Annotated in this window: 25 protein-coding genes, 1 tRNA gene and 1 pseudogene; 11 read left to right on the forward strand and 16 right to left on the reverse strand. The window is 55.7% G+C overall.

The window, feature by feature from the left end:
- Positions 1-42 precede the first annotated feature (42 nt).
- The 3 genes and pseudogenes from AC2FGB_RS15120 to AC2FGB_RS15130 all read right to left on the reverse strand — a co-directional run bounded on the left by AC2FGB_RS15120 (position 43) and on the right by AC2FGB_RS15130 (position 1766).
- Entirely contained in the window at positions 43-1032 is a 990-nt protein-coding gene (locus AC2FGB_RS15120; RefSeq protein WP_496708093.1) for a hypothetical protein, read from the reverse strand.
- Between the two features lie 126 nt (positions 1033-1158).
- Positions 1159-1251: pseudogene (locus AC2FGB_RS15125) on the reverse strand (DDE-type integrase/transposase/recombinase); the annotation flags it as partial.
- A 439-nt stretch (positions 1252-1690) separates the two neighbouring features.
- Positions 1691-1766: transfer RNA gene (locus AC2FGB_RS15130), tRNA-Thr, on the reverse strand.
- A gap of 499 nt (positions 1767-2265) precedes the next feature.
- Here AC2FGB_RS15130 and AC2FGB_RS15135 point away from each other — a divergent pair.
- Positions 2266-2823, forward strand: a complete 558-nt coding sequence (locus AC2FGB_RS15135; RefSeq protein ID WP_496791786.1) for a hypothetical protein — start codon at positions 2266-2268, stop codon at positions 2821-2823.
- Between the two features lie 22 nt (positions 2824-2845).
- On the opposite strand, the gene AC2FGB_RS15140 is transcribed toward AC2FGB_RS15135, so the two are convergent.
- The gene (locus AC2FGB_RS15140) at positions 2846-3112 is read right to left on the reverse strand and encodes a DUF2312 domain-containing protein (protein ID WP_142638157.1); all 267 of its coding nucleotides are present in this window, start codon (positions 3110-3112) and stop codon (positions 2846-2848) included.
- A gap of 162 nt (positions 3113-3274) precedes the next feature.
- On the opposite strand from AC2FGB_RS15140, the gene AC2FGB_RS15145 reads away from it, so the two are divergent.
- Positions 3275-3493, forward strand: a complete 219-nt coding sequence (locus tag AC2FGB_RS15145) for a carboxymuconolactone decarboxylase family protein (RefSeq protein ID WP_142638212.1) — start codon at positions 3275-3277, stop codon at positions 3491-3493.
- 9 nt (positions 3494-3502) lie between these two features.
- Here AC2FGB_RS15145 and AC2FGB_RS15150 read toward each other — a convergent pair whose 3' ends face one another.
- Positions 3503-3718: a hypothetical protein gene (locus AC2FGB_RS15150; protein WP_142638155.1), complete on the reverse strand. Its 216-nt coding sequence runs from the start codon at positions 3716-3718 to the stop codon at positions 3503-3505.
- A gap of 246 nt (positions 3719-3964) precedes the next feature.
- On the opposite strand from AC2FGB_RS15150, the gene AC2FGB_RS15155 reads away from it, so the two are divergent.
- The 4 genes from AC2FGB_RS15155 to AC2FGB_RS15170 are packed head-to-tail and all read left to right on the forward strand — an operon-like array spanning position 3965 to position 6158.
- Positions 3965-4828, forward strand: coding sequence for an MBL fold metallo-hydrolase (locus tag AC2FGB_RS15155; protein WP_496690130.1), 864 nt, complete (start codon positions 3965-3967; stop codon positions 4826-4828).
- A gap of 35 nt (positions 4829-4863) precedes the next feature.
- Positions 4864-5286 (forward strand): YeeE/YedE family protein, encoded by a 423-nt coding sequence (locus AC2FGB_RS15160; RefSeq protein WP_142638151.1) that lies wholly within the window; start codon positions 4864-4866, stop codon positions 5284-5286.
- Complete coding sequence (locus tag AC2FGB_RS15165) at positions 5286-5717, forward strand: DUF6691 family protein (RefSeq protein WP_496694229.1); 432 nt, start codon at positions 5286-5288, stop codon at positions 5715-5717. Before AC2FGB_RS15160 ends, AC2FGB_RS15165 begins: the two co-directional genes overlap by 1 nt.
- A 9-nt stretch (positions 5718-5726) precedes the next feature.
- Positions 5727-6158, forward strand: a complete 432-nt coding sequence (locus tag AC2FGB_RS15170) for a protein tyrosine phosphatase family protein (RefSeq protein WP_142638147.1) — start codon at positions 5727-5729, stop codon at positions 6156-6158.
- Positions 6159-6166: 8 nt separating this feature from the next.
- Here the strand turns inward: AC2FGB_RS15170 and AC2FGB_RS15175 are convergent, their stop codons facing one another.
- The 5 genes from AC2FGB_RS15175 to AC2FGB_RS15195 form a co-directional block, all read right to left on the reverse strand.
- A complete protein-coding gene (locus AC2FGB_RS15175) occupies positions 6167-7285 on the reverse strand; it encodes a FliM/FliN family flagellar motor C-terminal domain-containing protein (RefSeq protein ID WP_496710134.1) in 1119 nt (372 codons plus the stop codon).
- 50 nt (positions 7286-7335) lie between these two features.
- The gene (locus tag AC2FGB_RS15180; RefSeq protein WP_496690132.1) at positions 7336-10014 is read right to left on the reverse strand and encodes an ATP-binding protein; all 2679 of its coding nucleotides are present in this window, start codon (positions 10012-10014) and stop codon (positions 7336-7338) included.
- Complete coding sequence (locus tag AC2FGB_RS15185; RefSeq protein WP_496690133.1) at positions 10014-10316, reverse strand: hypothetical protein; 303 nt, start codon at positions 10314-10316, stop codon at positions 10014-10016. Before AC2FGB_RS15185 ends, AC2FGB_RS15180 begins: the two co-directional genes overlap by 1 nt.
- Positions 10313-10693 carry a response regulator transcription factor gene (locus tag AC2FGB_RS15190; protein WP_142638139.1) on the reverse strand — a complete coding sequence of 127 codons (381 nt, stop codon included), beginning with the start codon at positions 10691-10693 and terminating at the stop codon, positions 10313-10315. The genes AC2FGB_RS15185 and AC2FGB_RS15190 overlap by 4 nt, the downstream gene beginning before the upstream one ends.
- Before the next feature lie 78 nt (positions 10694-10771).
- Positions 10772-12070: a helix-turn-helix domain-containing protein gene (locus tag AC2FGB_RS15195; RefSeq protein WP_281995802.1), complete on the reverse strand. Its 1299-nt coding sequence runs from the start codon at positions 12068-12070 to the stop codon at positions 10772-10774.
- A 223-nt stretch (positions 12071-12293) separates the two neighbouring features.
- Here AC2FGB_RS15195 and AC2FGB_RS15200 point away from each other — a divergent pair, with 223 nt between their 5' ends.
- The 4 genes from AC2FGB_RS15200 (at position 12294) to aat (ending at position 15514) form a co-directional block, all read left to right on the forward strand.
- Entirely contained in the window at positions 12294-12830 is a 537-nt protein-coding gene (locus AC2FGB_RS15200) for a helix-turn-helix domain-containing protein (RefSeq protein WP_142638135.1), read from the forward strand.
- 152 nt (positions 12831-12982) lie between these two features.
- Positions 12983-13474, forward strand: a complete 492-nt coding sequence (gene accB, locus AC2FGB_RS15205) for an acetyl-CoA carboxylase biotin carboxyl carrier protein (protein WP_496690134.1) — start codon at positions 12983-12985, stop codon at positions 13472-13474.
- Positions 13475-13483: 9 nt separating this feature from the next.
- Positions 13484-14833 carry an acetyl-CoA carboxylase biotin carboxylase subunit gene (gene accC / locus AC2FGB_RS15210; protein WP_271950374.1) on the forward strand — a complete coding sequence of 450 codons (1350 nt, stop codon included), beginning with the start codon at positions 13484-13486 and terminating at the stop codon, positions 14831-14833.
- Between the two features lie 48 nt (positions 14834-14881).
- Positions 14882-15514, forward strand: a complete 633-nt coding sequence (aat, locus tag AC2FGB_RS15215; RefSeq protein WP_496694231.1) for a leucyl/phenylalanyl-tRNA--protein transferase — start codon at positions 14882-14884, stop codon at positions 15512-15514.
- On the opposite strand, the gene AC2FGB_RS15220 is transcribed toward aat, so the two are convergent.
- The 6 genes from AC2FGB_RS15220 to AC2FGB_RS15245 form a co-directional block, all read right to left on the reverse strand.
- Positions 15469-15837, reverse strand: a complete 369-nt coding sequence (locus AC2FGB_RS15220; RefSeq protein WP_142638127.1) for a DUF2155 domain-containing protein — start codon at positions 15835-15837, stop codon at positions 15469-15471. The genes aat and AC2FGB_RS15220 overlap by 46 nt on opposite strands.
- Positions 15834-16286 (reverse strand): outer membrane lipid asymmetry maintenance protein MlaD, encoded by a 453-nt coding sequence (gene mlaD, locus AC2FGB_RS15225; RefSeq protein ID WP_496690137.1) that lies wholly within the window; start codon positions 16284-16286, stop codon positions 15834-15836. Before mlaD ends, AC2FGB_RS15220 begins: the two co-directional genes overlap by 4 nt.
- 13 nt (positions 16287-16299) lie before the next feature.
- A complete protein-coding gene (locus AC2FGB_RS15230) occupies positions 16300-16683 on the reverse strand; it encodes an NADH:ubiquinone oxidoreductase subunit NDUFA12 (protein ID WP_142638122.1) in 384 nt (127 codons plus the stop codon).
- A 79-nt stretch (positions 16684-16762) separates the two neighbouring features.
- Positions 16763-17137 carry a Rid family hydrolase gene (locus AC2FGB_RS15235; protein WP_142638120.1) on the reverse strand — a complete coding sequence of 125 codons (375 nt, stop codon included), beginning with the start codon at positions 17135-17137 and terminating at the stop codon, positions 16763-16765.
- A gap of 66 nt (positions 17138-17203) precedes the next feature.
- Positions 17204-18469, reverse strand: coding sequence for an ATP-dependent Clp protease ATP-binding subunit ClpX (gene clpX, locus AC2FGB_RS15240; protein ID WP_142638118.1), 1266 nt, complete (start codon positions 18467-18469; stop codon positions 17204-17206).
- 132 nt (positions 18470-18601) lie between these two features.
- Positions 18602-19234 (reverse strand): ATP-dependent Clp protease proteolytic subunit, encoded by a 633-nt coding sequence (locus tag AC2FGB_RS15245; RefSeq protein ID WP_142638117.1) that lies wholly within the window; start codon positions 19232-19234, stop codon positions 18602-18604.
- Positions 19235-19554: 320 nt separating this feature from the next.
- Here AC2FGB_RS15245 and AC2FGB_RS15250 point away from each other — a divergent pair, with 320 nt between their 5' ends.
- Positions 19555-19890, forward strand: coding sequence for an ArsR/SmtB family transcription factor (locus AC2FGB_RS15250; protein WP_142638116.1), 336 nt, complete (start codon positions 19555-19557; stop codon positions 19888-19890).
- Positions 19891-19909 lie beyond the last annotated feature (19 nt).

Raw genomic sequence — 19909 nt, forward strand, 5'->3', positions numbered from 1 at the left:
TGTAGAAGCCGCGGGCAAGTATGAATGCAAGAAAAGCGGAGTTCATTGGCGAGGAAAAGTCTTCAAGAGTGACAGTGCACCCCAGAGCAGAAAGACTGGCAATATGACGAGCCGCAACGCAAAGATGCCAACGATCGTCAGAGAAGACCTTAAGATAGTGTCTGCCTCCGCCTTGAACATGCTTGCAGCATTTATGTATCTCCCACCCTGATCGATAACCTCGGCCACCGCAGAGGTTAACTGGCTGAAATACCCTTCCTCATCATCCGTCGGTGCGGGCTGCAGGCCACCCTCCGGTTCTCTGACGAAAATGAACCAGTCAAAGTAGCCACCCTCTTCTTCCGCCGCAGGTTCAGACTCTTTAACGGCGCTGCGCTCCTGTACCACACCCTGCGTTTCATCTTCCGCGTCTCCGATCAGGATCCTCGCCTGTTGCGAGACCGCGCTCAGATTGGCTTCGGCCTCGCGCATCTGCGCGGCTGTCGCGCGCTCACCGGCCCAAACACCCAAAGTGAAGAAAAGTGGAACCGCAAATCCTACGACCAGGCCAAAGTTAATCCCCTTGCGGCACATTGGCTCCACCGAACGTGCCAGAGTAGCGCTGCGCCGAGCTAAGAACCCAACCAGAAGACTCGATCCCAGAACAATCAGGCCCACCGAGACCACCGGTGCCAGGCCGACCGTGGCAAGCGCCGCTCCGGTCGCGACAATGAACACGGCATCGGCAACCCGTTCGACTGTGTCATCAATTGGCTCCAGAACTTTCAGTGGCTGAACGCTCGCCTGCCCTACAGCCGACGCACCAAGTTCTACCTCCTGCGCCGCCGACAAAGCCGCGTTAATGGCGCGCAGCGAAATATAGACCACGACCGTCGATCCCGTGATCTTCTCCGCTGTCGCCTCGCCCATCGAAACTAGAGGGTTCCACTTGCTATGCCCCAAAAGACCCAAGACACCCACTGTGAAAAAGAATAGGCCCGCAATCAGCCAAGCCAATGGCGAGGTACGCTGTTCGACCCTGGCATCTTTCATTGTTTTCTCACTGCTATTCAAAGGAAATCTCGCTAAGCATAGCACTCATGAGACCACCAAAATAGCTCGTTTCTCTTTCAGATCCTGATGATTGAGGGACCTCGACCCAATCCACTGGATCGGCTAGTCGTCCAGGATCGTACTGAGATAGAACCAGCCCCAACCGATGACCTTCAAATAAGTGAAGTCTGTCTGCCAAAGCTCGTTCGGCCTCACCGTGGCGCTGCTTGGTTCCGGGTTTCTTTCTCACCTCCACTCCTTGGCGGTTACGATGAGCCAGAAACCCTCTCTTATCAAATCGACTTAAACTGTCTCTTTGGCGCAGACCTCAGACAACGTACGGAGCGAGCCCTTAGCAACAGATGCTGCACAAGGTGCGGACGTCCGAATCCGTGGCTTTGGGTCGGAGCCTACCATCGTTAATAGGTACAGAACCTGGGTCAGGTTGCCCGTTTAACTTGGGACATTTTCACAGCCGTAGCTCTAACAAAATCCAACATTTACCATCATCAATCTTATTAAAAGAATGCGTATCATGGGAATCGATGGCAAGAAAATCGGGGCTCATAACTATCAGCGAAATAATAGGGGATAGATCAGGGGATACAAAAGCTCCACTCTAAAAAAATATTATATTACAGCATCTTATTTTTGAATGTGGTGCCCCCACACGGACTCGAACCGCGGACCTACTGATTACAAATCAGTTGCTCTACCAGCTGAGCTATAGGGGCACTTGGTGTCGATTAATGCCTCTTGTTACGGACTTCAAGACAGAATTTTGCCGCCGCTTAACGATTTTCTGTATTCATGGCACTGGGTCTGGCCCAGAGATTTTACTCCGCCTGGTTTGACTGTGCGGAGTACAGCCTGTAACCCAGCAGATAATGTGCACGAACGCGAGGGTAAAAACCGAATATGCAGGTTGCAATCCACGCAGGTGCTGCGTTCACCGATGAAGGTCTCGTATTGCGGTCCCTTCAACGCAACACCGGCGCGTTGCATCAAAATGGTGCATCCGTATTTGGCCCGCGCCGATATCGACAAATTTTCGAACCCGCCTTTGCTGCCATTGAAAACCAGGATGAAATCGGTGCCGCAATGGAAATGCTCCGGGATGGGTTGCGATCAGCTCCGAAGGTCGATCGTTTGATTTACTCATGCGCCAGCTTTGCAGGCGATGTTGGAAATGCACTGGACGACGGGCAGCTATACCCAAATGCGGGACGCCGAATGGAGTTGCTTGAAAAGTCCTTTCCTGACCACGAAATTGAGCTTTGTATGGGTTTTTTAAGCCCTGGCAGATTTATTCCCAAAGCTTTGATGTCGCTACCTGAACAGAGTCGCCTCGACAAAATGCGAAATACCGATATCAGCTGCCTCAGCTGGATCAGCATGGTCGAGGACATCAGGGATCTTGCGCCCAATGTCAAAATCACACTCTGGAGCAACGAGGACGCACCACTGATCTGGGGAGATATAGTCCGTGCAATCGCGGCCCTTCCCTCGGACAACACGCTGGTTGATGAGTTTGATTTACTGCTGTCACTTCTAGACGATTCAGGCAAATCCAAAGGTCTGGCATTGATTGATCAAAGCCTGGAACAGGACGAACATTTGCGTGACGACCTTGCCACGGTTTTGGAGGAACACGCCAAAACCGAGCTCACAACAGAAGAGCTTGATCTGCCAGATTGGAGTATGGAAATCGTCGACGCGTTTGCAGAATTATATGCGCAGGACATGGACCGACTTGAGTCCATGCCCGGAGTGGAGGTTCTAAAACCTTGAGTCTATCGCGGGAAAGCAGCCGTTACATTCCCAACGCTTCTTTGTACATTTCCAACACCGCCTCTTCCTCGGCGATGTCGTCTTTGTCACGTTTGCGCAATGCGATCACTTTCCGCATGACCTTGGTGTCATAGCCCCGCGCTTTTGCCTCGGCCATCACTTCTTTTTGTTGCTCCGCCAAATCTTTCTTTTCCGCATCCAGACGCTCGATCCGTTCGATGAACTGGCGCAACTCACCCGCGGTTACACGGTAATTCGCGGCGGCCTGATCTTCGGTATTCTCTTCCATCTAAGTCTCTCCCGGAGGCTGGTTTGTCATGCTGAAAAGGTGGGCAACAAGCGGGATACATCGGTGCGAGCCAAGCCGCAAGCATGCAAAAAACCAGTCTCGCTTGTGCGGGCCAGCGCGATCAGTTAAGCGCTCAGGTCAGACGTTGAAAGATGGAAAACGATGTTCGAATTCATCACTTGGGGCGGTGCCGCCCTGTCACTTATCGGCCTGGCTGGGCTGGTTTGGTGCATTCTGCATGTCATGAAAGCCCGCAAATCCGGCCTGTCTGACGATGAACTGCGCGCCGTTGTTCAACGGGTGCTGCCCTGGAACATGGGCGCGCTCTTTTTGTCGGTGATAGGTCTTATGCTGGTTATACTTGGAATCTCGTTCGGTTGACTGCGGCCATCAAACCGGCAGATTGTCGAAACGCGCTTCCATAACGTCCTCGCACAGGGCCGCATCCAGGCGACGCAGGCGCGCAGGAACCTCAACACCCTGCAGACGCATCTTCTCGATGACCTTTGTGACACTGGGCTGAAGGGCAAGGCGGGTATCAACACTGGCGCCCTTCAGTTTCTTCTCAAGTTGTTCGGCTTCGGAATACAAATCGATTCTCGGCATATCCATCCTCCCAAATGTCATCAGTTACCTATAGTTTAGTAACGGTTTTAAGACTTACATCACTCGGTTATTCTATCGCGCGAAAATTCGCCCGACCGCCCCCTAACATCGGCGCGCTTTCGCAGGATGCCTGGATTTTAGCCCGACTTTGCCGCTTCTGCCTTGACCGGCATCAAATCACCAAATGTTGATTGCTTCACATTCCGTTATTAATATATGACTAAGACCTAACCGGCGGAGGAAACCATGACGCCCAAAGTGAAAGCATTTTTTGACGCCGAGACATTCACGGTGTCTTATCTGGTTCAGGATCCTGAAGGTGATGCCTGCGCGATCATAGATAGTGTTCTGGATTTCGATCACGCATCCGGCCGGACCAATACGCGATCTGCGGATGAGATCATCGGATATGTCCAATCCAATTCGTTGCGAACCGAATGGATTCTGGAAAGCCATGTCCATGCCGACCACCTTTCAGCAGCCCCCTATTTGCAGCAGAAACTCGGAGGCAAGATTGGCATCGGTGATCAAATCGTCGCCATCCAGGAAACTTTCGGGAAAATTTTCAACGAGGGTACCGAGTTTCAGCGCGATGGTAGCCAGTTCGACGCCTTGTTCCGCGACGGCGACGGATTTCATGTCGGTCAAATGAGAGGGGACGTCTTGCACACCCCCGGGCATACGCCCGCCTGCATGACCTATGTCATCGGCGACGCGGCATTTGTCGGAGACACGCTGTTCATGCCGGATTTTGGCACTGCGCGATGCGACTTTCCCGGCGGATCGTCCGGAGATTTGTACAACTCGATCCAGAGGATCCTTTCACTGCCGGATGCGACACGCATCTTTGTCGGGCATGACTACAAAGCTCCTGGGCGGGACGAGTTTGCGTGGGAAACAACTGTTGAAGAGCAAAAATCCTTGAACGTGCATATCGGGCAAGGTCGACCTATCGAGGAATTCGTTGAAATGCGCGACGCCCGCGATGCCACTTTGGCCATGCCGCGGCTGATCCTGCCCTCTTTACAAGTCAATATGCGGGCGGGTCAGATGCCGCCTGAGGATGAGAATGGCGACGTGTTCCTGAAACTACCAGTGAACAAACTTTAGACGGCTAGAGCCGAACTTCTTGGGGGAACAAATCAGTGTATTCAGAATGGATATGGGGACTGGTAGGCGGCCTGTTGATTGGTCTTGGCGCAGCAGTTTACCTGCTTGGAAACGGTCGTGTAATGGGGGCGAGCGGTATCCTGGGAGGGCTTGTCGATCGCTCTGACCGCTCGGCCGAGCGGCTGTATTTCCTCGCTGGGATGATTGGGACGCCGTTGATGCTAAGCCTGTTTTTGTCGCCGGGGCCGCAGACAAACCTGACCTCGAATTTGACGGTTGTGATCGGGGCTGGGCTGCTTGTCGGTATCGGGACACGAATTGCCAACGGGTGCACCTCTGGACATGGGGTGTGCGGCATTTCCCGGTTTTCGGTGCGCGGGATCGTGGCAACGATCCTTTACATTGCGGCCGGGGCAGTGACGCTGGCCTTGTTTCGCCATGTCTGGGGGTTGATCTGATGCGCAATCTGATATCGCTTCTTTCGGGCTCTTTGTTCGGAGCAGGCCTGTTGATTTCCGGCATGACTGACACAACCAAGGTGCAGGGGTGGCTGGATATTTTCGGCAACTGGGATCCGACACTCGCATTTGTGATGGGGGGAGCCATTGTGCCCATGATGATCGCATGGAGGCTGGTTCCAGATCGCAAACCGCTGTCGGGTGGGAATTTCCCGACAATGGTGCAGCATGAACTGGATCGCCGCCTTATCATCGGATCGGTCATGTTTGGCATGGGATGGGGATTAGCGGGACTGTGTCCCGGTCCAGCCATCGCGTCTCTTACGTATGGCGGAACCGGAGGCGTTGTGTTTATGATTTCCATGCTCGCAGGGATGTATGCCGCTCCTGCCGTAGGTGCAAAACTGGACAGAACCGTAAACGCGACCTAAGCAGTAGCCATGGAGATTCGACCGATAACCCCCCGCTATGCCGTCTCGCCGCAAATTTCGGTCGAGGATGTTCCCACTATTGTCGAGGCAGGCTTTGTCAAAGTGATCTGCAACCGGCCGAACAGCGAAGTTCCCGAGGATCTCCAGTCAGATGCTATCGGACAGGCCGTGCGTGCTGCCGGGTTGGAATACGAAGTGCTAGAGCTGACGCATCAGACCATGACGCCCGAAAACGTCTCCTTGCAACGTGACCTGGCAGAATCCTGTGCCGGTCCGGTTCTCGCATATTGTGCATCGGGCACGCGTTGTTCTGTGATCTGGGCATTGGGGCAGTGCGAAAGCATGAGCACCGAAGACATCCTTCAGGCGACGACCAAGGCAGGCTATGCGTTGGACAACCTGCGTCCAACCTTGGAAGAAATACGCAGATCAGTGACTTGAGCCGTCTGCTAACTGCCTTTCAGCGCGCTTTCATCCCCAGATAAACCAGCCAGTTGAGATATCTCGGCAACCATGTGTTCCGAATTCTCGAGGTTCAATTCTGTCCCCTCTAGGCCCAGCGCGCCGCGGGAAAATGGCATTGTTTCCTGCCCGTGTTCGGTTGGCCCCTCTTCGTGTATACTGGCTGAACTCGCCTCAAGGAACTCATTTGCTTCGGGCTGGGAAAATGTCTGAGTTTGGTAGGTTTCGTTCAGGCGCACCGCACGCAGTCCTCCGCATTGGCCGAGCCGTCCGATCGCGGCCCGGCTGCGGTCGATCGCCACAATCTCGGTACGATCCAGCCGCGCCCCGATCAATGGCAACACATCCCCCACCGCCAGTTCTGTCAGCGTCGCCAGGGACAAGGGCATCCGGCAGGCCACCGTATTCAAATCTGCTCTCAACACGCCCGATGCCTGATCAAGCCTGCCCTCTGGCTCATCATGAATCACCTCCGTCTCGGCCGTTTCAGCCGGTCGGATAGGCAACAGTACTGAAAGCTGACCTTGTCTCAGCCCACCGCCAAGTTCGACTGTCAGTTCAAAAACTCGGTATTCCTCTTCCACCATCGCCAGGGTCAAAGTTCGCAGATCCGCAAGGCGCGAAGCATATTCAAAACCGATCAGGCACATGCGGTCACTCGCCGTTTCGACAAGTGATGCCGCGCGGGACAGCCCCTCTTCGATCCAAGGGGACACCATGGCCGCGTCCGTATCGGTGAACCCCCGCGCAGAAGGCGCTCCCGGCATCACCTCGCCTATTGTCTGAGCCTGCACGACAGCCGACACTAACCCTATATCCATGCAGATCGCAGCCAAGCTGCTGTCAGAGCCTGAAAAGAGCAGCAATATCCATTCCTCATCCAAAGACTGTGTCAGCCCACCTGGTGGCCGACAGGATTGTTTGGCGCCGATTACCGACAACGGCATCTGCAAACGATCTTCTGCCGCGCGAGCAAAAGCCAGACGCAGCGCACGTAGGATCGAGCGAGGCTTGTCACCCTTTTCCTCCTGACTGATCGAAAGCTTGCGCGCCAGAGCCGCGCTGACAGATTGCGTCATGCCTAAAACCGCTGATTGTTCCTGCATTCTCTTTCAGGTCTAACCCGGCGATAGTTACCAACCTGTTTATACAGCCGTCACTGCGCAGCCTGTCGGTAGGCCTGTGGCAGCCTGACCCGGAACGCAGCCCCACCATGGCCGGGCAAGTAGCTGATATCGCCCCCCAGTCTTTGCATAATCTCACGGCAGATCGCTAATCCCAGCCCCGCACCACCTGCCTTGTCGCCTCCGACGCGGGCAAATTTCTCAAAAACCATCTGCCGGGCATCCGGGGGAATGCCGGTGCCGTTATCAGCAAAATCAATGACGACTTGTCCGCCGACATCATGCGCGGAAATGGTCAGAACCGGTTCTTTGGCATCACAATATTTCTGAGCGTTCGAAATCAGGTTGATAAACACCTGCCCCAGACGGTCCAAATCCGTATGCAGGAGAACGCGTTCGGAGGTTTTCGACCGCCGGACGGTTAGTTTCTGGCTGGTTCCAGCCAAGGCACTGGACACAGCACGATCCAAAACCGACCGCAGGGTGTCACCGCTCTTGTTCAAATTGACTCGCCCACTTTCCAGAACGCTCAGGTCCAGCAAGTCATCCAGCAGCCGTGTCAACCGAAGCGCCTCGTCATGGATGATGGCAGCGTAACGCGTTCTTTCTTCGCTGGTCAGACCTTCGGTATCCCGCATGATCTCGGAAAATGCTCGGATCGAGGTCATGGGGGTTCGCAATTCGTGGCTGACTTGGCTGAGGAACCCGTCCTTCTGTTCGGAAATTTGCGTCAGCTTGGTGTTCGCCTCACGCAGTTGGCGCGCCGTACGGCTGAGTTCAGCGGATTTCGCTTCCAGTTGGCTGGAGTATTCCAACATCTGCGCGGATTCGTCGGCCACGGCGAGCAAATCCTCGACCGAAACGGAGGAACCACCAACAATCTGCCCGATCATCGCATGCGCTGTCGCCGCCCCGACCGAGCCGCTGAGTTCACGTTCCAACCGCTCCAAAAACCCAGGCGTAGGTTCGGGCAGGCTGGAACGCCCACCCTGCTGTTCCGCCTGCGCCTGAAAGAACTCTTGCGCCGGACCTGCGCCCAAAATGCGCTGGGTCATGATCATCAGGTCTTCGCTTTGCGCTACCGATCCGGTCCAACCGCGCAGCGCAACCGAATGGTCGAATACGTTGACGAATTGCGCCCCCTGCAAACGTTCGAGCGGGCTTGGAAAACTCAGCAAAGAGGCCGCGCAAAATGCCAGCGTGTTCAGCGACAGCGACCACAACACAGCGTGCACCATCGGGTCCATTCCGTCGATCCCGAACAAGGCCTGCGGGCGCAACCAGCCCCATCCGAACGGTCCGTTCTGCAGGACACTATCCGACATAATCGCGCTGCCCATGCCGGGCAACAACAGCGTGTAGATCCACAACAAGAACCCGACCGTCAGTCCGATCAGAGCCCCTGTTCGCGTCGCCCCGCGCCAGAACAGCCCGCCAACCAGCGAAGGCAAAATCTGGGAAATCCCGGCAAAGGCCACCAGACCAATCGAGGCCAGCGCGGCCCCGCCGCCGGAAATGCGGTAATACGAGAACCCAAGCACCATGATCACGGCGATTGAAATCCGCCGGGACAGCAAAACCACATTGCGGACATCACCGGATACGGCGCCAGCGCCCTCCTGCCGGCTAAACCAGATCGGCATCACGACGTGATTTGACACCATGGTCGATAGGGCCATTGCCGTGACAATCACCATCGATGTGGCGGATGAAAAGCCGCCAATAAAGGACAGCATCGCCAGCCATTCATTGCCCTGCGACAGGGGCACCGTCAGCACGAACAGATCCGGATTCGATCCTTCGGGCAAAAGGTCCAATCCTACGACCGCGATTGGCACGACAAAGAGACTCATCAACAGCAGATACAGGGGGAAGGCCCATGCGGCTGTCCTCAGATGCCCTTCATCGGCGTTCTCCACCACCATCACCTGAAACATCCTCGGCAGACACACAAAGGCCGCAGCCGATAAAAATATAAACGTGGTCCAGCGTCCGGCATTCACATTCCACTGCCCGATCTCAGAGGCATCGATGCGGTCCATCATCGGACCGACTCCTCCGGCTATACCCCAGACAACGAAAATGCCCACGGCCAGCAGCGCAAAAAGTTTAACGACAGATTCCAATGCGATGGCCGTGACAACGCCATGATGGCGTTCGTTGGCATCCAGATTGCGGGTACCGAACAGAATGGCGAACACTGCCAGCCCCGCCGCAACCCAGAACACACTGGACCCTTCGCGGTAAAGACCGCTTGGGTCGGCCTCGGCAAAGATTGAGAATGACAGCGTAATGGATTGAAGTTGCAGCGCAATATAGGGCGTCCCGCCCAACACGGCCAGAATTGTGACGCAAATCGCCAGAGTGTTCGACTTGCCATAGCGAGACGAAATCAGGTCGGCGATTGAGGTCACCCTCTGGCTGCGGCCAACCCGAACCAGCTTGCGCAATCCCCACCACCAACAGATCATGACCAACGTGGGTCCCAGATAGATCGTTACGAACTCCAGCCCCGACCGGGCGGCGTTCCCTACCGCGCCATAAAAGGTCCAGGCGGTACAATAGATCGACAGCGACAGCGTGTAGATCAACGGAGATCGCAGCCACGCCCCCCTGCCCGCCGCGGCCATTCTGTCGGCGGCAAATGCGACGCTGAACAACAGCACCACATAGCCCAAACAAACCAGGATCAGCACGTTCAGCGTTGCCATCAGTCTTGACCTGGCTCGGAATCATCGCCGGTTGATATGCGTCTTGCGGCGAACCCAAAGAGAACGCTGGCAACGATCAAAACCGCCCAGCATGTGAAGATATAGAGAATCGCAGAAGACAGCGGCACTCCGTCCGCTGCATCGCCCCCACGCGGCCACAGCAACGGAATCGCAATCAGCGCGCCCCCCAATATAGGCAATAAACGGGCGGCGTCGGTTAGCCTGCGTCGGCGGTAACTTTGGCGCTCAAGAAACAGCGACGGCCGCGCACCAGATGGTTGGCGGTCGTCCTGCATGCTCATGACCGCGAGGCCTGCGCGTGCAAATCGCGGACGGCGGTCAGAACTTCTGCATTGGAAAACGGCTTTGTCATGAACCGGCTGACCCCTGCATTCTCGGCCATCTCACGATCTTTCGATTGGCCACGAGCCGTTAGCATCAGAACCGGAAGATTTCGCAGTTCTTCGAGTTCGCGCAAGTCGCGCAAAATCTCCATCCCGCTTTTGCCCGGCAGCATCACATCCAGAATCACAAGATCGGGCTTCGCGCCCTGAATCACCAGCAGCGCATCCGTCCCTTCAGCATGCGTTTCAACCTGCCATCCCTCGCGGGTCAGCAAAAACCGAATGGCTTCAGCAATGTTCGGCTCATCCTCGATCAACAGAACCTTTCGGCTCATATATTTCATTCCTCCCCGAGACGGGCTGCACCACTGTCAACCTGTCCGAAACAGCTTATGCGCAGTGTCACGAAACTGTCAAAAACCTTCGCTCAGAATCGAGGGCTCTCGGCGCGATTCACAGTCCTTATTGGGGCAGACCCGGCAACTTGGGCCAACATGGGCAACCGCCTGACTGCCCTGAGGGCTTTCTTCGACGGATCGAACCAGCATGACAGAACGATAAACCGGCGCATCATCATAGCCGGAAATGGATTGCGGCCAGGCATAGGCATAACAATCGAATTCCGCGGCCGTTCGCCCCAACTGAACGATCCGTTTTCGGATCGGAACCAGCGGCCGGTTCAGCGCCTGAAACAGCGGCCACAGAGGACACGCCTCGCCGAACCTGGGCATGGCAAAACCGGGCACCGATTTGCTGAACAAAATGCTGCCTGAGGCATCACATATCACCAGCCCGGTCGGGCGCGACAAATACCCTTTGGGCAAGGCGGCCAGCCGCCTCAGCACGGTGGCGATGTCGACTGAATACTCTGTTGCCAAAAGCAAAGGATCTGTAACTCCCCGATCCAAAGCCCCTTTGAGCGCATCCAGAGGCAAAAGCCGAGCGTCGGATTCGTAGACGTCCAGAATATCCCGCGCCACTTTTCGCGCGGCAGAGGAATCAATCTCATTCAGATTAACATCCGCGCTTCCCCCTCCGGTTTCGATTTCCGGGAAATGGTGATCATGCCTGTCAAAAAATGCTTCGACATCTTCCAGAGGGACGCCGCGACGATCCTCGGCCCCCTCGGAATCATCCAGATAGGCCACCAGCGATTTGGAGCTATCGGCCAGCCGTTCGGCATCCTGGTGCAGGTTCCGGTGGAATCGGTCTTGCCACTCGGGTTCAATCTCTTGCGTTTCAGCAAGAATGGCAGCGGTGGAACGAATCGCGGCGGCTGTCGAAAGGACCTCGTGCATGGATGCTGCCAGATGCGGATCGTGCGTCAAACGATCCGACAGGGTTTCAATCGTTCGCTCTAACGACACCACTCGGCTGTGCATTTGCGCCAAAACGCCCGCCCACCCTGGAAACCTACTTGCGAACTCCTCAAGCCCGTCCACTTCGGCTTTCTGGCCAACAGCATCTGCCGCAGCCTCGCGCAGCGCAGAAATCAGCGTCGCCTCGATCCCCTGGGTTAGCACCGAAGGCTCAACGGTCAGGGCCGCAGCGATATCCACTAGCAGCTTTCCTCCGATCCTGCGGCGGTTATGCTCGATCAGGTTCAGATAGGATGCCGAGATTCCAACCTGCCGTGCAAGCTGGGCCTGACGCAATCCTGCGATCTGCCGCCTTTCGCGAATACGGCTGCCTGTTAACGTGTCCCGCAAAATTTTCCTCTTTTTCCGCTGGCTCCTTTGGTCAACCTCAGAAGCATTTTCAAAACTATTATTTAAATATAAGTCTTTAGCAATTAATTTTCTTGAGCAATTTACTTTCTTCACAAACGCATCCCGCAGTTCCAAACACCCGGACCACGGTGTAACCCATTTGCATATTTCGAAAATCACAGGCCTTCCCCTTCTATTTTCGGAAAAACACCTGCACCATGGACATATGAGCGACCCAGCCTTTGAATATGCGCCGATCGGATTGGTCGAGTTGGAGAACCGCGTGATCCGCCGGTGCAATCTGCAGTTCGCACGCACTTTCGGCGGTGAAGAGGCCGATTACCGCAACATGCCCCTGCTACATCTCTACCCTTCTGTCGCAGATTGGGAACGTATCGGCGCACGGAGCCTGCAAATCATGCGCGACACCGGATATTACACGGATGAGAGGGTCATGCGTCGCCGCGATAGCGACTTATTCTGGTGCCGCGCGCGCGGACGTTCGCTAACGCCTGAAGATCCATTCCGCCATGGCATCTGGAGTTTTTCGGATATTTCCGAGGAACGCCCTTTGGTCGAGCTAACCAGCCGTGAGCGCGAGGTTGCCATTCTGTCCTGCAAGGGCTTGTCGGCCAAGGAAATCGGTGCGGAACTGAACCTGAGCTATCGTACAATCGAAGCCTACCGTGCGCGGCTGCTTGAAAAATTCGGGGCACGTAAACTGCCTGAACTGGTTGCGAAACTCTCCGGAATGCCGCTGTAACGCTGTTTACCACTGGTAATCTTCAGCAAAACCCCCATCTGACAGGCCGAGACTGTGCTTTTCATGGCCGTACGCTTAGCTTATAACGCTGCGTAATCAGACCAAAGCCCGCGCGAAACAGACGGGCCAAAGGGGAACCGTCGAGGACACTCATGACAGATACCAAACACGAAGCGGATGTGGCGTTTATCAAGGCACTGGCCGAACTGCTGCGGGAAAACGACCTGACCGAGTTGCAGGTAAAGCGTGATTATGGCGAAGATGACAGCCTGAACGTACGCGTTAGCCGCATGTCACCCGTCGCCGCTCCGGTCCAGGTTGCGGTCCCGGCGGCCGCGCCAGCCGCAGCCCCGGCAGCCGCACCAGCAGCAGCTGAAGCACCCGCAGCAAGTGACGATCCAGCCAGCCATCCGGGCGCTGTGACTTCGCCCATGGTCGGCACCGTGTACATGCAGCCCGAGCCGGGTGCGCCGTCCTTCATCTCCATCGGTGCCAGTGTTTCCGAAGGCGACACGCTGCTGATCGTCGAAGCGATGAAAACCATGAACCACATCCACGCGCCTAAATCCGGCACTATCAAGCGTATTTTGGTGGGTGATGGCGATGCTGTGGAATTCGGCACTCCTCTGGTCATTGTTGAGTAAGGCGGCCCCATGTTCGACAAGATCCTGATTGCCAACCGAGGCGAGATCGCCCTGCGCGTCATCCGCGCCGCACGCGAGATGGGGATTAAGACAGTCGCCGTCCATTCAACCGCAGACAGTGACGCGATGCATGTACGCATGGCGGACGAATCGGTCTGTATCGGCCCCCCGCCCAGCCCTCAAAGCTATCTGTCGGTGCCTGCGATCATCTCAGCCTGCGAGATCACTGGCGCCCAGGCGATCCACCCGGGCTACGGCTTTTTGTCTGAAAATGCCGAGTTTGTGCAGATCGTCGAAGATCACGACATCACCTTCATTGGCCCCACCGCTGAGCATATCCGCGTGATGGGGGACAAGATCACAGCCAAGGACACGATGAAAGCCTTGGGCGTTCCCTGTGTGCCTGGTTCAGATGGTGGCGTGCCGGATCTGGCCGCAGCCAAGCGGATCGGTGAAGAATTCGGCTATCCTGTCATCATCAAGGCCACCGCCGGTGGCGGCGGACGCGGCATGAAAGTCGCGATGAGTGCGGATGAGATGGAAAGCGCCTTTATGACCGCGCGCGCCGAAGGCAAAGCCGCATTTGGTAATGACGAGGTCTATATTGAGAAATACCTGACCACACCGCGCCACATCGAGATTCAGGTCTTTGGCGATGGCAAGGGCCAAGCGGTTCATCTGGGCGAGCGCGACTGTTCCCTGCAGCGTCGCCACCAAAAGGTATTCGAAGAGGCACCCGGCCCCTGCATCACCCCCGAAGAACGCGCAAGGATCGGTAAGGTCTGTGCCGATGCGGTTGCCAAGATCAACTATATCGGTGCAGGTACGATCGAATTTCTGTACGAAAATGGCGACTTCTATTTCATCGAGATGAACACCCGCCTACAGGTCGAACACCCGGTCACTGAGGGCATCTTTGGCGTAGATCTGGTGCGCGAACAAATCCGCGTTGCCGCTGGTCAGCCAATGTCATTCGGTCAGGATGATCTGAAAATCAATGGTCACGCCATCGAGGTTCGGATCAACGCCGAGAAATTGCCAAACTTCTCGCCCTGCCCCGGAAAAATCTCGGCCTACCATGCGCCGGGCGGTCTGGGTGTGCGGATGGATTCAGCGTTGTATGACGGGTACACGATCCCGCCCTACTACGACTCACTGATCGCCAAACTGATCGTGCAGGGCCGCGACCGACCCGAAGCACTGGCCCGTCTGGAACGCGCATTGGGAGAGTTGATCGTGGACGGAATCGACACGACGGTTCCCTTGTTCCACGCACTTCTGCAAGAAAGTGACGTCCAAAGCGGTGATTATAACATCCACTGGCTGGAGCACTGGCTTGCGGAGAATATGGCCGACTAACTCTGCTGGGTCGGAGGGCTACCGCTTTCCGACCCTGAGGCGCCTGGCATGAGCCTTTCCCCGGAATTACTGCTCCATGGATATTCCATCGGTATCTTCCCGATGGCTGAACATCGCGATGATCCGGACCTGTTCTGGGTTGATCCTAAGTTTCGCGGCATCTTCCCTCTGGACGGTTTCCACATCTCACGCAGCTTGGCCCGCAGGATTCGGAACTGTGGGTACACGGTGTCAATCAACAGGGATTTTGCCGGCGTTGTTGATGGCTGCGCTGATCGCACGGATACCTGGATCAATCAGGAACTTCGCACCCTTTACCATAAGCTGAACCAATCCGGTCACGCCCATTCACTGGAAATCTGGGACGGTCGGAATTTGGTTGGGGGCGTTTATGGCGTTACTCTTGGCGCTGCCTTCTTTGGCGAAAGCATGTTTTCCCGACGCAAGGATGCCTCAAAAATTGCACTGGCATATCTGGTCGACCGATTGCGGTCCTGCGGGTTCAAATTGTTCGATACGCAGTTTTTAACCGCGCATCTCGCCTCGCTCGGCGCGATCGAGGTGCCGCGGGCACAGTATCGGAACGCGCTGGAAGAGGCAGTGACTATTGCAGCAGATTTCTCTGCTGATCTCGATCAATCGCCGGATGGCGTGATACAGCGGATCACCCAGACGTCATAGCGCGAATGATCAAGCGCATTCAGGGCTGGCGAGGTGGCAATCATCCACCCGTCAAACAGTTGATCCGTTCCGCCTTGTTCCCAAATGGTCAGGTAGGCAAACGCGTCCCCTGTTGGGTTATCTGCAGGATAGCGGCAATCACCCAGTGCGACATCCAGCCCAAAGACTGTCTTGGATTGGCCGTTTTGCAGTTCGACATCAACGGTCTGGCCATTGACCTTATCCAGCCCTCTGAGCATTGCACCCGGTCCGGATTGAACCTTTTGCTGTGCCGCTACCCCAGAGGCTGCCAGTATTGCCGCGATCAGAGCATATCGCTTCATTCGCCGCCATCTCCGGCGACGAACTTAACCAAAAGCGAAATCAGGCTGACTGCGCCCTGTGTATCCTCGACCTGATCGCCCGGTTCAAAGTTAAAGGGCGATCCGCCTGGCATGACTTCTACAAAGTTACCACCCAGCAACCCTTCGGATGAGATCACGATAGCACTGTCATCGGGGACCAGAATTCCATCAGAAATCGCAAAAGTCGTGTCCGCCCGGTAGGTTTCCGGGTTCAGGGTCACCCCTGTCACGGTGCCGATTTTGACCCCGGCAAGCCGCACGTCCGTTCCGACGCCGACGCCTTCGAGCGAGCGGAAAGAGGCGTTAAGCTCATAACCAGAACCGCCCTGGGACAGGCCTGTCGACTGGCTCGCATAGACGCCAAACGCTATTGCCCCGGCCAGGACGGCGCCTCCGACCAAAACTTCTGAAACTTTGTAAGATGACATTGCTCGCCTCGTCTTATTCCGGGTTCCAGGCCTCATAATCCGAACGCTCGACCGGATCCGGGCGGCGCAAAGACCCCGCCGGTGCATAAGCAAGCGCGGTTCCTGTCAGGTTTTCCTGGTGCGGTTTTTCCCAGGATTTATGTGCCAGAGGTTTGTCGGTTGGCGGTTCGTCCCAGGTGCGGTGCAACCAACCGTGCCAATCGGGATCAACCCTGCTGGCCTCGGCCTCGCCGTTGAAGATCACCCAACGCCTGCTGTCATCCGCGGTACGATAAAATATATTGCCTTCATTATCTTCACCGACTTTCACGCCTTTGCGCGCGGTGTAAATCTGGGTGTTCAGGGTGGCCCCGTTCCACCAGGTCACGGCGCGCAAAAGACTGTTCAGGATTCCCATCGGCTGCCTCCGGCATTTTTGTCTCTGCAGATATGGACCAAAGGTCCGCCAAGGTCCAGTGCTAGGGTAACGTTGCGCATCAATCCGGCAAAACTGCGGTCACTTCAATCTCGATGCGGTCCTCTGGCGTGATCAGGTTGCATTCGGTCACTGTCGCCGCCGGCGGGTTTTCACCAAATGCCTCAACCAGCAAGGGCCAGCACAGTTCAAATTCTGACATGTCCGGAAGGTAGTAGTTTACCCGAACCACATGCGCCAAATTTGATCCAGCCTCATCCAAGGCCTTTTCAATCGCCTGCAGCGCGGATTTGCACTGTCCGACGATATCTTTGGGAATGATTTCGCCTTGTGCGCAGGTGCCGGCAACAAAGACAAAACCGTTTGCAACCACTGCCCGGCAATAGCCGACTTTGGCCTCATATTGACCGCCCGAGGAAATTCGCCTTATCGTCATCCTGCCCTCCCAAACACAAAATGGCGCGGGATCACCGCGCCATCTGTTGTAATTCAAATTCAGTGATTACCCGGCCGAAGCTGATTCCGCCGCATCCGCATAGATGATCAGCGGCTGCTTGTCCGAGGATACAGCCTCTTCGTTAACGACAACCTCGGTCACGTTCTTCATGCCAGGCAATTCGAACATCGTGTCCAGAAGGATGTCTTCAAGGATCGAGCGCAGCCCGCGTGCACCGGTCTTCCGTTCAATGGCGCGTTTGGCGATAGCCTTGAGCGCATCGTCGGTAAAGCCCAGCTCGGCATCTTCCAGTTCGAACAGACGCTGATATTGTTTGACCAGCGCGTTCTTGGGTTTGGTCAGAATGGTGACCAGCGCATCCTCGTCGAGATCTTCAAGCGTGGCCAGAACTGGCAGACGTCCGACAAATTCCGGGATCAGACCGAATTTCAGCAGGTCTTCAGGCTCCAGCTCTTTGAAAATCTCACCCACGCCGCGGTCATCATTGTCCCGCACATCGGCACCAAAGCCCATGGCCGAGCCTTTGCCGCGCTGTGCGATAATTCTATCCAGACCCGCAAAGGCACCACCGCAGATGAACAGGATATTCGTCGTGTCCACTTGCAGGAATTCCTGCTGCGGATGCTTGCGTCCACCTTGCGGCGGAACACTGGCGACGGTGCCTTCCATCAGCTTCAGCAGCGCCTGCTGCACGCCCTCGCCCGACACGTCGCGCGTGATCGAGGGATTCTCGGATTTGCGCGTGATCTTGTCGACCTCATCGATGTAAACGATGCCGCGCTGCGCGCGTTCGACATTGTATTCGCTGGCCTGCAACAGTTTGAGGATGATATTTTCGACATCCTCGCCCACATAACCGGCTTCGGTCAGCGTGGTCGCATCGGCCATGGTAAAGGGCACATCCAGAATGCGCGCCAGAGTTTGCGCCAACAACGTCTTGCCGCAGCCTGTCGGGCCGATCAACAGGATGTTGGATTTGGCCAGCTCGATATCGCTGCCGGCCTTCTGAGCGTGATTCAATCGTTTATAGTGGTTGTGAACCGCTACTGACAGAACCCGCTTGGCCGTAGCCTGACCGATCACATAATCGTCCAGAACTTCGCAGATGTCTTTCGGCGTCGGCACTCCGTCAGAAGATTTCAGCCCGTTGGCTTTCGTCTCTTCGCGGATGATGTCCATACACAGCTCGACGCATTCATCACAGATGAACACGGTCGGACCTGCAATCAGCTTACGCACCTCATGCTGGCTTTTGCCACAGAAGCTGCAGTAGAGCGTGTTTTTGCCGTCACCGCCTGAATTCGTCGCCATGATCTACCTTTCGGGCTCCATCCTATGCCCCTTGCGGGGCCGCGCTTGCGCCTGTTCGTGCAGCTTAGGCCAGCACTGTGGCGGCTACAATCTCAAAATACCCCCCGTATCGGCGACACGAGGGGTCTGGGCTTAGCCCTCTTCGCCGCTCATCTTGGCGCGGTTTTCAACGATCTCGTCTATGTGACCCCACTCCTTAGCCTCTTCCGGGCTCATGAAGTTGTCACGGTCCAGCGCCTTTTCAACAGCCTTTTTGGTCTGTCCAGTATGGCGTACATAGATATCATACAGGCGATCCTTCAGCTTTTGCGTCTCAGCTGCGTGGATCATGATATCGCTTGCCTGCCCCTGATATCCGCCACTGGGCTGGTGCACCATGATGCGGCTGTTCGGCAGGGAAAAGCGCATGCCCTTCTCACCACCGGCCAGCAGAACCGACCCCATCGAGGCCGCTTGACCGATCACCAATGTGGAACATTTCGGTTTGATATACTGCATTGTGTCGTAAATCGACAAACCGCTGGTGACCACGCCACCCGGCGAGTTGATGTAGATCGAGATTTCCTTGTTCGGGTTCTCCGCCTCAAGGTGCAGCAGCTGAGCAACCACAAGATGGCTCATCCCGTCGTGGATCGGGCCGTTGATAAAGATGATCCGCTCTTTCAGAAGGCGCGAGAAGATATCATATGCGCGCTCACCCCTGCTGGTCTGCTCAACGACCATTGGGACAAGCGTGTTCATGTATGTGTCAACGGGATCGAACATAAGAAACCTGCCTGCTTTGCTATGGATCGGGACACTACCCGAAAATCTGTTACCTGAGTCTTAGTATCGCCACAGTGGGGCTGCAAGGGGTGCAGGAAACTTCATGCCCTGCAAATGCAAATTGATATTCAGCGGTGACTAAAGCGATACGCTCTTCAAAGTCGAAATCTGCGTCGAACTCTCACAAGTTCCCCTTTTCCCCTCACCTCATTTTGGTTCATGCATATGAGAGTAAATGTTCATAACTAGCTGACTTGCGACCTTCTCCAGACAGCAACACAAACAGGCGCCCAAAGTGTGGGCTGGTAAGGAAACAGAGGATGGCCCTTCCACAACTTTCACAGGAAACATCTCCGGAAAATTTCGACAAAATGGTTGAGAACGCAACGCATGCTGCAAATTTTCTCAAGGCCATCAGCCACGAAGGGCGTCTCATGATCCTGTGCCACCTGGTATCGGGAGAAAAGTCAGTAACAGAACTGGAAGAGCTGCTTTCGGCGCGGCAAGCCGCTGTTTCGCAACAACTGTCGCGGTTGCGACTTGAAGGGTTGGTGACGCCTCGCCGCGAAGGCAAGGCGATCTTTTATAGACTGGCCGATGAACGGCCACGCCGGATGTTAGAGGTTGTCTACGAACTCTTTTGCAACGAAGAATAAGAGCAATCCGCTATCCCAG

The organism is Ruegeria sp. CDSC021 (assembly GCF_059610845.1).

Bases quoted from the DNA above. Each gene is read 5' to 3' on its own strand.
- AC2FGB_RS15120 (WP_496708093.1), bottom strand. From the start codon at position 1,032: ATGAAAGATGCCAGGGTCGAACAGCGTACCTCGCCATTGGCTTGGCTG.
- AC2FGB_RS15135 (WP_496791786.1), top strand. From the start codon at position 2,266: ATGGAGTTGCTTGAAAAGTCCTTTCCTGACCACGAAATTGAGCTTTGT.
- AC2FGB_RS15140 (WP_142638157.1), bottom strand. From the start codon at position 3,112: ATGGAAGAGAATACCGAAGATCAGGCCGCCGCGAATTACCGTGTAACC.
- AC2FGB_RS15145 (WP_142638212.1), top strand. From the start codon at position 3,275: ATGTTCGAATTCATCACTTGGGGCGGTGCCGCCCTGTCACTTATCGGC.
- AC2FGB_RS15150 (WP_142638155.1), bottom strand. From the start codon at position 3,718: ATGCCGAGAATCGATTTGTATTCCGAAGCCGAACAACTTGAGAAGAAA.
- AC2FGB_RS15155 (WP_496690130.1), top strand. From the start codon at position 3,965: ATGACGCCCAAAGTGAAAGCATTTTTTGACGCCGAGACATTCACGGTG.
- AC2FGB_RS15165 (WP_496694229.1), top strand. From the start codon at position 5,286: ATGCGCAATCTGATATCGCTTCTTTCGGGCTCTTTGTTCGGAGCAGGC.
- AC2FGB_RS15170 (WP_142638147.1), top strand. From the start codon at position 5,727: ATGGAGATTCGACCGATAACCCCCCGCTATGCCGTCTCGCCGCAAATT.
- AC2FGB_RS15175 (WP_496710134.1), bottom strand. From the start codon at position 7,285: ATGCAGGAACAATCAGCGGTTTTAGGCATGACGCAATCTGTCAGCGCG.
- AC2FGB_RS15180 (WP_496690132.1), bottom strand. From the start codon at position 10,014: ATGGCAACGCTGAACGTGCTGATCCTGGTTTGTTTGGGCTATGTGGTG.
- AC2FGB_RS15185 (WP_496690133.1), bottom strand. From the start codon at position 10,316: ATGAGCATGCAGGACGACCGCCAACCATCTGGTGCGCGGCCGTCGCTG.
- AC2FGB_RS15190 (WP_142638139.1), bottom strand. From the start codon at position 10,693: ATGAGCCGAAAGGTTCTGTTGATCGAGGATGAGCCGAACATTGCTGAA.
- AC2FGB_RS15200 (WP_142638135.1), top strand. From the start codon at position 12,294: ATGAGCGACCCAGCCTTTGAATATGCGCCGATCGGATTGGTCGAGTTG.
- accB (WP_496690134.1), top strand. From the start codon at position 12,983: ATGACAGATACCAAACACGAAGCGGATGTGGCGTTTATCAAGGCACTG.
- accC (WP_271950374.1), top strand. From the start codon at position 13,484: ATGTTCGACAAGATCCTGATTGCCAACCGAGGCGAGATCGCCCTGCGC.
- aat (WP_496694231.1), top strand. From the start codon at position 14,882: ATGAGCCTTTCCCCGGAATTACTGCTCCATGGATATTCCATCGGTATC.
- AC2FGB_RS15220 (WP_142638127.1), bottom strand. From the start codon at position 15,837: ATGAAGCGATATGCTCTGATCGCGGCAATACTGGCAGCCTCTGGGGTA.
- mlaD (WP_496690137.1), bottom strand. From the start codon at position 16,286: ATGTCATCTTACAAAGTTTCAGAAGTTTTGGTCGGAGGCGCCGTCCTG.
- AC2FGB_RS15230 (WP_142638122.1), bottom strand. From the start codon at position 16,683: ATGGGAATCCTGAACAGTCTTTTGCGCGCCGTGACCTGGTGGAACGGG.
- AC2FGB_RS15235 (WP_142638120.1), bottom strand. From the start codon at position 17,137: ATGACGATAAGGCGAATTTCCTCGGGCGGTCAATATGAGGCCAAAGTC.
- clpX (WP_142638118.1), bottom strand. From the start codon at position 18,469: ATGGCGACGAATTCAGGCGGTGACGGCAAAAACACGCTCTACTGCAGC.
- AC2FGB_RS15245 (WP_142638117.1), bottom strand. From the start codon at position 19,234: ATGTTCGATCCCGTTGACACATACATGAACACGCTTGTCCCAATGGTC.
- AC2FGB_RS15250 (WP_142638116.1), top strand. From the start codon at position 19,555: ATGGCCCTTCCACAACTTTCACAGGAAACATCTCCGGAAAATTTCGAC.